This is a genomic window from Pseudomonas sp. ef1 (genome assembly GCF_007293365.2).
Taxonomy (GTDB): Bacteria; Pseudomonadota; Gammaproteobacteria; order Pseudomonadales; family Pseudomonadaceae; genus Aquipseudomonas; species Aquipseudomonas siliginis.
Map to the genome: position 1 here is coordinate 2,825,648 of NZ_CM129815.1, position 12,028 is coordinate 2,837,675.

Genomic DNA, 12,028 nt, shown 5'->3' on the forward strand with positions numbered 1-12,028 from the left:
AAAAATCGTTCGATCAAAACAGACCTTGCAGTTATAGAGCATTCGCGGCAGTGGGCGTTCCGCTTTTCGGCAGGGATGAACCCTTGTCGTTCGGGCGCGGTCTAGGCTATGCCCATCTGCCGGAGATTACTTGTGTCCTTGTCTCGTCTGAGTCTTGCCTGTCTGCTGCTGTTCGCTGGCAGCGCCAGTGCCCGCGAATACACCTACAGCGATGCGCACCTGCATTACGTGGATTTTTTCCAGGAAAGCGCCGGCATGCAGAAATTGCTCACGGCCATGAAGGACAATTCCATCGAGCACGTGATGATTTCCGGCATTCCCGTGGCGAAGAAATGGCACGAAGACGAACCCAAGCGCCCGCGTTATTACGCCGGTGATGACGCCGATGCCTATTGGTACAGCGCCACCGATGTGATCATTGCCGACGCGGTGGAAAAACTTGCGCCGGAGCAGCGCCAGTACTTTCATCCGTTCCTGTCCGGCTTCAATCCCAATGACAAGAATTCCGCCGCGCACATTCAGCGCATGCTCGACCTGTATCCGGGACTTTGGCAGGGCATTGGCGAGGTGTTCACCCGGCACGATGATCTGACGGCGCTGACCTCCGGCGACACGCCTCGAGCGAACAACGAGGCAATGACCAAGATCTATCACCTCGCTGCGGAAAACGATCTGCCGGTGATGCTGCATTCCAACATCACTTCCAAGCGTGAGAAAAATCCGCTGTACCTGAAGGAAGTCGAAGAGCCGCTGCGCAATCATCCGCACACGCGATTCATCTGGGCGCATGCCGGCACCAGCGCCGAGATCCATCGGCATCAGACCCAGTTGCCGTTTCTCCTGCCAACCCTGACGCGCATGCTTGAGGCGTATCCGAATCTGTTTATCGACCTGTCGTGGAGCATGCTCACGCCGTACTTGCTGGACGATCAGGGCAAGCCGCGCGCCGAATGGTTGGCGCTGGTGGAGAAGTATCCCGAGCGCTTCATGCTCGGCTCCGACGTAGTAGGACGGTTCAACAAGCTCGGTAAGGAAATGCACAGCTACAAGCCGTTTCTCGATGCGCTGCCGGAAGGGGTAGCGCGCAAAGTCGCGCGGGATAACTTCCTGGCGATATTGCCGCGCAACACTGGTAAACCCGCCGGTCCGCGCTGAAACGGCAAAGCCATGAGTTCGGACTAGCCGCTCGTCTGCCTATCGCTTTTTCGTCTTACGCAATTTCACAGCAATGCCGATACCTTCTAAAGCAACCCGCTGCAGGCTGATGCAGCGCTTTTGGAAGGAGCCAGAGTGATGAATATCCGTAGTCTCAATATTGCCCCGCGCGCCGGTCTCGGTTTTGGCCTGCTGGCCCTGATGGTGTTTGCCCTCGGGGCGTTCGCCTTGCTGCAAATGTCGAACATGCGTGCGCAGTCCGATGAAGTCGACAACAACTGGCTGCCAAGCGTGATGGCGGTCGGTGAAATGAGTCAGGACATGCTGCGCCTGCGTGCCTTGACCATGCGCCTGTTGCTCAACCGTGACCCCAAGGCACTGGAGCAGAATGTCGCCAAGCTCGACGAGCTGCGCAGTGGCTTGAGCGAAGCGCAGCAGCGTTATGACGGTCTGATCGTGCTGCCTGAAGAGCGCGTATTGTTCGAGCGCTTCAAGGGCACCGAGCACAAATACCTTGAGCTTCAGGCACAAGTCCTACAGCTGTCGGCGCAGAATCGGGTCGCTGAGGCTTCGACGATTCTCAATGATCAGATGAGCCCGCTGGCCGATGAAATCGCCGCTACTCTGCGTGAGCTGGTCGAGTTGAATAAACAGAATGCCGGTCTGGCCACTGAGGCCGCGCGGCTGGTGTTCAAGCAATCGCGGCTATGGGTCGCAGTAATGATCGCCATGGCTGCGCTGATTACTGTCGGCCTGGCGTTGCTGCTGACGCGCAGCATTGTCGTGCCATTGTCGCAATCACTCAGCGTGGCTGAAGTGGTGGCCGGTGGGGATTTGACCGGTGACATTCACATCACTGGCAAAGACGAGCCGGCGCGTCTGCTGCAAGCGTTGAAAAGCATGCAGCACAATCTGCGCGACACGATCCGGCGCATCTCCGAGTCGTCAACGCAGTTGGCCTCGGCAGCCGAAGAACTCAGCAGTGTCACCGAAGACGCCACTCGCGGCCTGCATCAGCAGAGCCAGGAAATCGAACAGGCCGCCACTGCGGTCAACCAGATGACAGCAGCGGTGGAAGAGGTGGCGAACAACGCCGTGGCCACGTCCGAAGCTTCCCGCGAGTCCGACCGCATCGCCCGGCAAGGGCGCGAGCAAGTGCAGCAGACGGTGACGTCGATCGAGTTTCTCGCTGGCGACGTCACCAATAATGCGGCGCAGGTCGAGGCGCTGGCGCAAAAGGTACATGGCATCAGCAAAGTGCTGGATGTGATTCGCTCCATCGCCGAACAGACCAATCTGCTCGCCCTCAACGCCGCGATCGAAGCGGCGCGCGCCGGCGATGCCGGGCGTGGCTTTGCAGTAGTGGCAGATGAAGTGCGGGCGCTGGCTCATCGCACCCAGCAGTCGACCCAGGAAATCGAGCAGATGATCGGCGGGATCCAGCAGGGCACCGATTCGGCGGTCAGTTCGATGCAGCAAAGCAATTCTCGGGCGCGCTCGACTCTGGAATTGGCCAAGAGCGCAGGCTCGGCCCTGGAGGAAATCGCCTCGGCGTTTACCTTGATCAACGAGCGCAATCTGGTCATCGCCAGCGCCTCGGAACAGCAGGCGGCGGTGGCGCGCGAAGTGGATCGCAATCTGATGAATATTCGTGATCTGGCGATGCAGACATCGGCGGGGGCCAATCAGACCAGTGCGGCGAGTCAGGAGTTGTCGAAGTTGGCGGTGGATCTGAACGGGATGGTGGCGCGGTTTTCTGTCTGAATCAGCAGGCGACGAAATCCCCGTAGGAGCTGCGGCACGCTGCGATCTTTTGATGTTGACTCAAGATCAAGGTCAAAAGATCGCAGCCTCGTTTCACTCGTCAGCTCCTACAGGAAATGATGTGTTTGCGAAAACTCTGGACATTAAAAAGCCCCGCATTCGCGGGGCTCTCTGTTCTTGCGACGGATCAGCTGCCTTTGACAGTCTTACCGTTGACCGTACCGTCCTGGAGCATGATGTTGTACTCCTTGCCGTCAGTCTCGACCTGTTGCAGGCGCACCAGCAGGTAATCCCAATCCTTGGCGAACCACAGCACGGTGATGCGTTTGCTTTGCGTCGGGTCGCGCACGCGCTCGACCTTGATCGCGTCGATCTGGCCGGCCTTGGTGTCGACCTTTTCCGAACCCAGCACGCGGAAGTCGTAGGTATCGACTTCGCCATCATCAACCACCTGATAGCTCATGCTTTTCTTGCCGGCGGCAACGTCGTGCTGCAGCGCCAGTTGATAGGTCGACTTGTCGACCATGCCGCGGTTCAGCGGGATCTTCACCGCGTCGCCACGGTCGGTGCCGGTCACCAGTTTATTGGTCCAGTCGAAGTCCAGATCAGCTTTTTTCGCTTTGCCCAGACCACCACGTTCAAAGTGGTAGGACTGCGGCAGCAAGGTGTCCTTGTCCAGCTTCAGGGTGCTTTCTTCAGTCAGGCTGGCGATCATCATCGAGGCCTTGAAGCTGAGCTTCCAGACGCCGTCGGCTTCCTTGGTCAGGCTGCGTTCGGCGGTGCCGCTCATGGGCAGCTGCTTCCAGTCGGCGGTGTAGCTGGCGGAGAACGGTTGAAGGTCCGCTGCCTGCGCGAAGGGCAGGGCGAGCAGAGCGCAAGCGAAGAGCAGGGCGCGACGCATAATATCTCCTAGTGTCGAATCAAGTGGCCGCTGGCGGCGAGTGGCTGACCGTCGAGTAAAGCACCCTGGTCACCGAGTGTCAGCCTGCCTTCGGCAAACCAGCGTACTGCCATCGGATAGATCAGGTGTTCCTGGGCGTGGACTCGTTGCGCCAGACTTTGCGGCGTGTCGTGCAACTCTACCGGTAATACTGCTTGTACGACCAGTGGTCCGCCATCGAGTTCCTCGGTGACGAAGTGCACGGAGCAGCCATGTTCCGTATCGCCGGCCTCCAGCGCGCGCTGATGAGTGTGTAACCCTTTGTATTTGGGCAGCAGCGACGGGTGGATGTTGAGCAGGCGACCCTGGTAGTGACGCACGAAATCAGCGCTGAGAATGCGCATGAAGCCGGCCAGCACCACGAGTTCGGGGTTGAATTGGTCGATCAGTTCGATCAGCGCGGCATCGAAGGCCTCGCGGCCCTCGAATGCCTTGTGATCCAGCGAGCGTGTGGCGATACCCGCGTCGCGGGCGCGTTGCAGGCCGTAGGCGTCGGCGCGGTTGGAAATCACCGCAGCGATGCGGACCGGGCTGTCGCCGGTCCGCGTGCTGTCGATCAGAGCCTGCAAGTTACTGCCGGTGCCGGACAACAGCACCACGACATCACAGGACTTTGGCATCAGTGAGCCTTGAGGTTCTTCAGCTCGACCTGCGCAGCGCCTTCGGCGGCCACGGCGATCTGACCGATGACCCAAGGCTGCTCGCCGGCGTCACGCAGGGTGTTCAGGGCCACTTCGACGTGCTCCTGAGCCACGCAGATGACCATGCCGACGCCGCAGTTGAGCACGCGGTGCATCTCGGTTTCATCAACGTTGCCTTTCTCCTGCAGCCAGTCGAATACGGCCGGGCGAGTCCAGCTGGCCACGTCAACCACTGCTTGCGCGCCTTTTGGCAGTACGCGCGGAATGTTGTCGAGCAGGCCGCCACCGGTGATGTGGGCCATGGCCTTGACCGCGCCAGTGTCCTTGATCAGCTTGAGCAGTGGCTTGACGTAGATGCGGGTCGGGGCCATCAGCAGGTCGGTCAGCGGTTTGCCGTCGAGCTGGGTGTTTTCGATGTCGGCGCCGGAGACTTCGATGATCTTGCGGATCAGCGAGTAGCCGTTGGAGTGCGGGCCGGACGATGGCAGGGCGATCAGGGCGTCACCGGTGGCGACTTTCGAGCCGTCGATGATTTCCGCTTTTTCCACGACGCCGACGCAGAAGCCGGCCAGGTCGTAGTCTTCGCCTTCGTACATGCCTGGCATTTCAGCGGTTTCGCCGCCAACCAGCGAGCAACCCGACAGTTCGCAGCCAGCGCCGATGCCGGTGACAACCTGGGCAGCGGTGTCGACATTCAGTTTGCCGGTGGCGTAGTAGTCGAGGAAGAACAGCGGCTCGGCGCCGCACACCACCAGATCGTTGACGCACATGGCGACCAGGTCGATGCCGATGCTGTCGTGCTTGTTCAGGTTCAGCGCCAGACGCAGCTTGGTGCCGACGCCGTCGGTGCCGGAGACCAGCACCGGCTGCTTGTAGCCGGCCGGGATTTCGCAGAGGGCGCCGAAACCGCCCAGGCCGCCCATGACTTCCGGGCGCGCAGTGCGCTTGGCGACGCTCTTGATGCGTTCGACCAATGCTTCACCGGCGTCGATGTCTACACCGGCGTCCTTGTAGCTCAGGGAGGGTTGCTTGCTCATGATCCAGGCCTTTAGGGGAGGGGATTCAGGGGGTAACGACCGAGTTCAGCGGGAACATCGAACTCGATGGGCGATCGCCTCACGCGAGTTTCGAGGGGCCCGGCTGTTGCCGGTCTGCGAAGGCGCGCGATTTTATCAGGCTTGAGGGGCAGCGGCCATCCTCGCACCGACGGGCAGGGCCATATCGGCGGAAATTTTTTGCAATCGCAGGGTATGACTGCCTGTATAAGGTGTGGCGATTAACCGTCTATCGTTAGGACTGTGCAAAAACTTACCGCCACCGTGTGAATGTTTTGCAAGAGGTGGGGGTCACAGCCTTGCTCAACCGGTTCACGCGGCGTGTTCCAGCCGCTCCTGTCGACGGGAATTTTCCATGCGTTTTTGTAAATTGTTATTTGTAGGCTGCCTGACGCTGGTCAGCCTGGCGAGCCATGCCGAAAACCTCAAAGGTCTGTATCAGGTGCGTCAGCCGGTCAACGGCCAGGCGCCGGAAGAGCGCGATCGCGCCACGCAGGCGGCGCTCGATACCTTGGTGCTGCGCCTGACCGGCGACCCGAAAGCCGCGCAGAGCCCGGGGCTGGCGCCGATCCGCAAGGATCCGCAGCAGATCATCAGCCAGTTCGGTTTCGATGCCGGGCCACCGGAAGTGCTGAAAGTCGATTTCGATCCGGCAACCACCGAGCAGGCCTTGCGCCGGGCCGGGTTGCCGGTGTGGGGCGCCAGTCGACCGTCGATCCTCGGCTGGTGGCTGAACGATTCAACTGAAGGTGCGAGCCTGGTCGGTGACGGTCAGGCCGCAGCCTCAGCGTTGCGCACGGCCGCACAACATCGCGGTTTGCCACTGCGCTTGCCGCTGGCTGATCTCAGCGAGCAATTGGTTGCCACCGCACCCGCGCTGGAAAGCGCTGATCCGGCGCCCCTGCGCAGTGCTTCGGAACGCTACAGCGCCGACGCCTTGCTGACGGTGCACGCGCGCGAAGAGGGCGGGCAGTGGCAGGCGAAGTGGCGTTTGTGGCTCGGTGACCAGAAAGAGGCCGGCAGTGTGCAGGGCGCTGATCAGGCAGCTGTTGCCGATGCGGTGATGCTGGCGGTGGCCGAGCGTCTGGCGCCGCGATTTGTCGCCAAGCCCGGCGCATCGGGTCAGCAGACGCTGGAAGTGCAGGGCATGAATCTGGAGCATTATGCGGCGCTGCTGCGGTTACTCGAACCGTTCGGCGTGCGTCTGCAAAGCGTGCAGGGCGATCGGATCGTCTATCGGGTCAATGGCAGCACCGATCAGTTACGCGCGCAACTGTCGCTGGCGAAGTTGCAGGAGCTGCCGGCCGAAGCGCCGGCCCCGGTGGCGCCTGCCCAGCCAGCGGCGGATGGTACGCCTGCGGTTGCAGCGCCAGCCCCGGCAGCGGCGGCACCGTCGTTGCGGTTTCGCTGGTAAGTCTTTCCTTATATAGAAGCATCAGGAGTGGTAAATGGCCGATACGCGGCGTTGGTTCTGGCTCGGTGGGGTAGTCCTGCTTTGCGCGTTTGTATGGTTGCTGCATCCGATCCTCACGCCGTTTCTGGTCGCGTTGTTGCTGGCTTATCTGTTCGATCCGCTGGTGGATCGTCTGGAACGGCTCGGGCTGTCGCGAACTTGGGGCGTGATTGCCGTGTTTGCCTTGTTCACCTTGATCGTCACGGCGTTGATGCTGGTGCTGGTACCGATGCTCGCCAAGCAGTTGCTGCGTCTGTACGAGCTGGCGCCGCAGATGCTCGACTGGTTGCAGCACACCGCTGTGCCGTGGGCGCAAGCGAAACTGGGGCTGTCGGACGGCTTCTGGAAGTTCGATAAAGTCAAAGCCGCGATCAGCGAGCACATGGGCCAGACCACCGACATCGTCGGCGTGGTGCTGAGTCAGGCGACGGCGTCGAGCCTGGCGCTGATCGGCTGGTTGGCGAATCTGGTGCTGATTCCGGTGGTGAGCTTCTATCTGTTGCGCGACTGGGACGTGATGATGGGCAAGATCCGCAGCCTGTTGCCCCGTGATCGCGAAGAGCGCGTGGTTTCGCTGGCGGGTGAGTGCCACGAAGTGCTCGGCGCGTTTGTGCGCGGGCAGTTGCTGGTGATGGTTGCGTTGGGGGTGATTTACGCGGCTGGCCTGATGATCGTCGGTCTGGAGCTGGGGCTGTTGATCGGCTTGATTGCCGGGCTCGCGGCGATTGTGCCGTACATGGGTTTTGTCATCGGCATCGGCGCGGCATTGATCGCCGGGTTGTTCCAGTTCGGTGGCGATCTGTACCCGATGGTCGGGATCGTCGCAGTGTTCATGGTCGGTCAGGCGCTGGAAGGCATGGTGCTGACGCCGCTGCTGGTCGGGGATCGGATCGGCCTGCACCCGGTGGCGGTGATCTTCGCGATTCTCGCGGGTGGCGAGCTGTTCGGTTTTACCGGCGTGCTGCTGGCGTTGCCAGTGGCGGCGGTGATCATGGTGCTGGTGCGTCATGTCCACGACTTGTATAAGGATTCCGGGATCTACAGCGGCGTTGACGAACCTGAGCTGTGATGGCGCGGGCCGCCCGGCGCTTGGCCGGGCTGGCCGGTTTCGTGCGAGCGAGGGCGCCAGAGAATCTGTCATCAAACCGCTGCGTCAACGCAAACCTTTGATTTTGCTTGGGGTCTGTCGCATTGTGCGCTCAGCCTCACGGGTATAAACTTCGCCAACTTTACACAGAGGCCACTAACGGTTCCTTTGAGAACTGTTCAGTCAGCATGAAACCGATTCAGCTGCCCCTAGGTGTGCGTCTGCGTGACGACGCCACCTTCATCAACTACTACCCAGGCGCCAATGCCGCTGCACTCGGCTATGTCGAGCGTCTCTGCGAAGCCGACGCCGGGTGGACGGAGAGCCTGATCTACCTGTGGGGCAAACACGGCGTCGGGCGCACGCATCTGTTGCAGGCCGCGTGCCTGCGCTTCGAGCAGATGGGCGAACCGGCGGTATATCTGCCGCTGGCCGAGTTGATGGATCGCGGCGTGGAAATCCTCGACAACCTTGAGCAGTACGAACTGGTCTGCCTGGATGACTTGCAGGTGATTGCCGGCAAGGCCGACTGGGAAGAGGCGATGTTTCATCTGTTCAATCGTCTGCGTGACAGCGGCCGGCGCCTGCTGATCGCCGCGTCCACTTCGCCGCGCGAATTGCCAGTGAAGCTGGCCGACCTGAAATCGCGCCTGACCCTGGCGCTGATCTTCCAGATGCGCCCACTCTCCGATGAAGACAAATTGCGTGCGCTGCAATTGCGCGCATCCCGTCGCGGTCTGCACCTGACCGATGAAGTCGGGCACTTCATTCTCACTCGCGGCACGCGCAGCATGAGCGCGCTGTTCGATCTCCTCGAGCAGCTTGATCAGGCGTCCCTGCAAGCGCAACGCAAGCTGACCATTCCCTTCCTCAAGGAAACTCTGGGCTGGTAGTAGTGGGCTTTTGCCAGCTTTCAGGCGCCAGAAAACCCGCGCCCCTGCGCCGACTCACCGGCCAGACGAGTTACGCGCTTAGATGTAAACGCGAAACCGGGAAGTCACATAAAGTTCGATTGAATTTGCAAATGAGGACGATAGCGGGCATAGTCTCGGCTTCTTTACAACTACCAGCCACGGTCGTGCCCATGCTAAAGCGCTTCGCACCCCTCGTGCCTCTCGCACTCGTTACCCTGTTATTCGGTTGTGCTGCTCATTCTCCGGTTCAAGAGCCGCCGCAACAGGTCAAGAATTCTGCTACCGCCCAGTCTTCCGTTATTTACCAGGAAGAGCTGGACACCGAAAAAGAACTCAACCAGTTCAACGGCAGCAAGCCTTATCAGCTTCCTGTACTGGCTGACAGCATCCTCGAACGCGGCATGTCCCTGATCGGTACCCGTTACCGTTTCGGCGGTACTTCTGAAGCCGGTTTCGATTGCAGCGGTTTCATCGGTTACCTGTTCCGCGAAGAGGCGGGCATGAACCTGCCGCGCTCCACTCGCGAAATGATCAACGTTGATGCGCCACTGGTTTCGCGCAGCAACCTTGAGCCGGGTGATCTGCTGTTCTTCGCCACCAATGGTCGTCGCGGTCGTGTCAGTCACGCCGGGATCTACCTGGGTGACAACCAGTTCATTCACTCCAGCAGTCGTCGCAGCGGCGGTGTTCGCATCGACAGCCTGGGTGACAGCTACTGGAGCAAGACTTTCATCGAAGCCAAGCGTGCACTCGCCATGGCGCCGACCGTTGTCACCGCTCGCAAGTAACCTGCATGTCGCTGCGTTCGCGGCGACAAAACGGCACGGCAATGGAGTAGACGTAAACTTTACAAGGTGAAGTTAAAGTCTTACTTGAAGTTTGCCGCGTAGCCGCTAGAATCCTGAATCTATATTGATGGCAAACCGCCTGCGTGATGACGCAGGCGGTTTTGTTTCTGTCCATTCGGCAGAGAAAGCCGCAGCCAGATCAGGATGTTCTGCTTATGACGATGTCGGCCCGCCTCACCTTGATTCTTTGCGCCGCGCTGCTCAGCGCCTGCGCCAGCCGCACACCGCCGCCAGCCCCCGTGGTTCGCGCGCCGATCGTGTTCGCTCCCTCCCAGGCTTTTTCCCCCGTTGCTGAAGACGTACTGTTCCGTGCCCTCGGCCTGGTCGGTACGCCGTATCGCTGGGGCGGCAACACGCCAGATTCCGGTTTCGATTGCAGTGGTCTGATCGGTTTCGTCTACCGCGACGCGGCGGGAATTTCGCTGCCACGCTCGACCCGCGAGATGATCGTCATGCAGGCGCCGAATGTCGGCAAGGAAGGCTTGCAGACCGGCGACCTGATTTTCTTCGCCACCAATGGCGGCTCGCAGGTCAGTCACGCGGGGATTTACGTCGGTGAGGGGCGCTTCGTGCACGCACCGGCCACGGGTGGCACGGTCAAGCTCGATAGCCTGTCGAAGGCCTATTGGCAGAAGGCGTATCTGAGCGCCAAGCGGGTGTTGCAGCCGGGGCAGCTGGCGCATAACCCCTAGTAAAAAATCGCAGACATTCTAATGTGGGAGCGAGCCTGCTCGCGAAAGCGGTGTATCAGCCAATTCAATGGAGGCTGACACTACGCATTCGCGAGCAGGCTCGCTCCCACAGTTGTTTCAGGTCACATTCAACATCACTTCGTGGCCGAAACGCGCCAAATTTTGTTCCCGACATCATCCGCCACCAGCAAGCCACCTTGCTGATCGATCACCACGCCCACCGGGCGGCCCAGCGCGTTCTCGTCCTTGTCGAGGAAGCCGGTCAGCACATCCACCGGCTGCCCGGTCGGTTTGCCACCACTGAACGGCACGAAAATCACCTTGTAGCCACTGTGCGGTTTGCGGTTCCACGAGCCGTGTTGGCCAATGAATGCGCCTTCCTTGAATTGCGCCGGCAACCGGTTGCCCTCGGCGAAGGTCAGGCCCAGCGAAGCGGTGTGCGGACCGACCGCGTAATCCGGAGCGATGGCCTTGGCCACCAGATCAGGATTCTGCGGTTTGACCCGCACATCGACGTGTTGCCCGTAGTAGCTGAACGGCCAGCCATAGAAGCCGCCGTCCTTGACCGAGGTGATGTAGTCCGGCACCAGATCGCTGCCGATTTCGTCACGCTCGTTGACCGCTGTCCACAAGGCGCCGCTGGTGGGTTCCCAGGCAAGGCCGTTAGGGTTGCGGATGCCCGAGGCGAAGATCCGGTGATTGCCGGTCGCACGATCCACTTCCCAGATCGCCGCGCGGCCTTCTTCCTGATCCAGACCGTTTTCGCCGACGTTACTGTTCGAGCCGACGGTGACGTAGAGCTTGTTGCCGTCCTTGCTGGCGATGACGTTTTTGGTCCAGTGGTGATTCAGCGTGCCGCCGGGCAAGTCGACGACTTTGATCGGTTGGGTCTTGATCTCGGTGGCGCCCGGCTCGTAGTTGAAGCGCAGCAGGCGGTCGGTGTCGGCTACGTACAAATCGTTGCCAACCAGCGTCATGCCAAATGGCGAGTTGAGGTTCTGCAGGAACACCGTGCGGGTTTCCGCGACGCCATCGTGGTCGGCGTCACGCAGCAGGGTGATGCGGTTCGGGCTGGGCACGCCGGCGCCGGCCTTGCCCATGACTTTCTTCATCACCCAGCCACGAATGCCTTTGCTGTCATCGGGCTTGGGCGGCGCATTGGTCTCCGCCACCAGCACATCGCCGTTGGGCAGCACGTAGAGCCAGCGCGGGTGATCGAGGCCTTCGGCAAACGCGGCGACCTGGGTGCCGGCCGCTGCGGTGGGTTTAGCGCCGTCCGGCCAGCCCACCGCCGGGGCGATGTTGACTGTCGGGATCAGCGTCTTGTTCGGTTCGGGCAGTTTCGGCGACGGGCCGGTGCCGTCGGAGACTTGCAGGCTGGAGGTTTCACCGCAGGCGGCGAGCCCGCCAGCGACGGCGATGATAAGAGCGAGTTGGGCCTTGCGCATTGCTGATCTTCCCTATGAATGCATTCCTAAA

General features: G+C 60.8%; 11 protein-coding genes. 7 read left to right on the forward strand and 4 right to left on the reverse strand.

Features of this window, described 5'->3' with window-relative positions:
- Positions 1 to 108: 108 nt before the first annotated feature.
- Both FEE99_RS12895 and FEE99_RS12900 read left to right on the forward strand, forming a co-directional pair.
- Positions 109 to 1,155, forward strand: coding sequence for an amidohydrolase family protein (locus FEE99_RS12895; RefSeq protein ID WP_041479553.1), 1,047 nt, complete (start codon positions 109 to 111; stop codon positions 1,153 to 1,155).
- Positions 1,156 to 1,293: 138 nt separating this feature from the next.
- The gene (locus FEE99_RS12900; RefSeq protein ID WP_041479552.1) at positions 1,294 to 2,919 is read left to right on the forward strand and encodes a methyl-accepting chemotaxis protein; all 1,626 of its coding nucleotides are present in this window, start codon (positions 1,294 to 1,296) and stop codon (positions 2,917 to 2,919) included.
- Positions 2,920 to 3,106: 187 nt separating this feature from the next.
- On the opposite strand, the gene FEE99_RS12905 is transcribed toward FEE99_RS12900, so the two are convergent.
- Genes FEE99_RS12905 through purM form a run of 3 tightly spaced genes read right to left on the reverse strand, consistent with a single transcriptional unit; the run spans position 3,107 to position 5,537 of the window.
- The gene (locus FEE99_RS12905; RefSeq protein ID WP_041479551.1) at positions 3,107 to 3,820 is read right to left on the reverse strand and encodes a DUF3108 domain-containing protein; all 714 of its coding nucleotides are present in this window, start codon (positions 3,818 to 3,820) and stop codon (positions 3,107 to 3,109) included.
- Positions 3,821 to 3,828: 8 nt separating this feature from the next.
- Positions 3,829 to 4,479 (reverse strand): phosphoribosylglycinamide formyltransferase, encoded by a 651-nt coding sequence (gene purN / locus FEE99_RS12910; protein ID WP_041479550.1) that lies wholly within the window; start codon positions 4,477 to 4,479, stop codon positions 3,829 to 3,831.
- Complete coding sequence (gene purM, locus FEE99_RS12915) at positions 4,479 to 5,537, reverse strand: phosphoribosylformylglycinamidine cyclo-ligase (protein ID WP_016773695.1); 1,059 nt, start codon at positions 5,535 to 5,537, stop codon at positions 4,479 to 4,481. Before purM ends, purN begins: the two co-directional genes overlap by 1 nt.
- A 373-nt stretch (positions 5,538 to 5,910) precedes the next feature.
- Between purM and FEE99_RS12920 the strand changes: the two genes are divergently transcribed.
- From FEE99_RS12920 to FEE99_RS12940, 5 genes are all read left to right on the forward strand, one after another.
- Positions 5,911 to 6,969, forward strand: coding sequence for a DUF2066 domain-containing protein (locus FEE99_RS12920; protein WP_041479549.1), 1,059 nt, complete (start codon positions 5,911 to 5,913; stop codon positions 6,967 to 6,969).
- 34 nt (positions 6,970 to 7,003) lie between these two features.
- Positions 7,004 to 8,077 carry an AI-2E family transporter gene (locus FEE99_RS12925; protein WP_041479548.1) on the forward strand — a complete coding sequence of 358 codons (1,074 nt, stop codon included), beginning with the start codon at positions 7,004 to 7,006 and terminating at the stop codon, positions 8,075 to 8,077.
- A 206-nt stretch (positions 8,078 to 8,283) separates the two neighbouring features.
- Complete coding sequence (hda, locus tag FEE99_RS12930) at positions 8,284 to 8,988, forward strand: DnaA regulatory inactivator Hda (protein ID WP_007919828.1); 705 nt, start codon at positions 8,284 to 8,286, stop codon at positions 8,986 to 8,988.
- A 191-nt stretch (positions 8,989 to 9,179) separates the two neighbouring features.
- Positions 9,180 to 9,797, forward strand: coding sequence for a C40 family peptidase (locus tag FEE99_RS12935; RefSeq protein WP_016773699.1), 618 nt, complete (start codon positions 9,180 to 9,182; stop codon positions 9,795 to 9,797).
- A 215-nt stretch (positions 9,798 to 10,012) separates the two neighbouring features.
- A complete protein-coding gene (locus tag FEE99_RS12940; RefSeq protein ID WP_041479547.1) occupies positions 10,013 to 10,549 on the forward strand; it encodes a C40 family peptidase in 537 nt (178 codons plus the stop codon).
- Between the two features lie 134 nt (positions 10,550 to 10,683).
- On the opposite strand, the gene FEE99_RS12945 is transcribed toward FEE99_RS12940, so the two are convergent.
- Positions 10,684 to 11,997, reverse strand: a complete 1,314-nt coding sequence (locus FEE99_RS12945; protein WP_041479546.1) for a PQQ-dependent sugar dehydrogenase — start codon at positions 11,995 to 11,997, stop codon at positions 10,684 to 10,686.
- Positions 11,998 to 12,028 lie beyond the last annotated feature (31 nt).

Bases quoted from the DNA above. Each gene is read 5' to 3' on its own strand.
- FEE99_RS12925 (WP_041479548.1), top strand. From the start codon at position 7,004: ATGGCCGATACGCGGCGTTGGTTCTGGCTCGGTGGGGTAGTCCTGCTT.
- FEE99_RS12940 (WP_041479547.1), top strand. From the start codon at position 10,013: ATGACGATGTCGGCCCGCCTCACCTTGATTCTTTGCGCCGCGCTGCTC.
- FEE99_RS12895 (WP_041479553.1), top strand. From the start codon at position 109: ATGCCCATCTGCCGGAGATTACTTGTGTCCTTGTCTCGTCTGAGTCTT.
- FEE99_RS12900 (WP_041479552.1), top strand. From the start codon at position 1,294: ATGAATATCCGTAGTCTCAATATTGCCCCGCGCGCCGGTCTCGGTTTT.
- FEE99_RS12945 (WP_041479546.1), bottom strand. From the start codon at position 11,997: ATGCGCAAGGCCCAACTCGCTCTTATCATCGCCGTCGCTGGCGGGCTC.
- FEE99_RS12935 (WP_016773699.1), top strand. From the start codon at position 9,180: ATGCTAAAGCGCTTCGCACCCCTCGTGCCTCTCGCACTCGTTACCCTG.
- hda (WP_007919828.1), top strand. From the start codon at position 8,284: ATGAAACCGATTCAGCTGCCCCTAGGTGTGCGTCTGCGTGACGACGCC.
- purM (WP_016773695.1), bottom strand. From the start codon at position 5,537: ATGAGCAAGCAACCCTCCCTGAGCTACAAGGACGCCGGTGTAGACATC.
- FEE99_RS12920 (WP_041479549.1), top strand. From the start codon at position 5,911: ATGCGTTTTTGTAAATTGTTATTTGTAGGCTGCCTGACGCTGGTCAGC.
- purN (WP_041479550.1), bottom strand. From the start codon at position 4,479: ATGCCAAAGTCCTGTGATGTCGTGGTGCTGTTGTCCGGCACCGGCAGT.
- FEE99_RS12905 (WP_041479551.1), bottom strand. From the start codon at position 3,820: ATGCGTCGCGCCCTGCTCTTCGCTTGCGCTCTGCTCGCCCTGCCCTTC.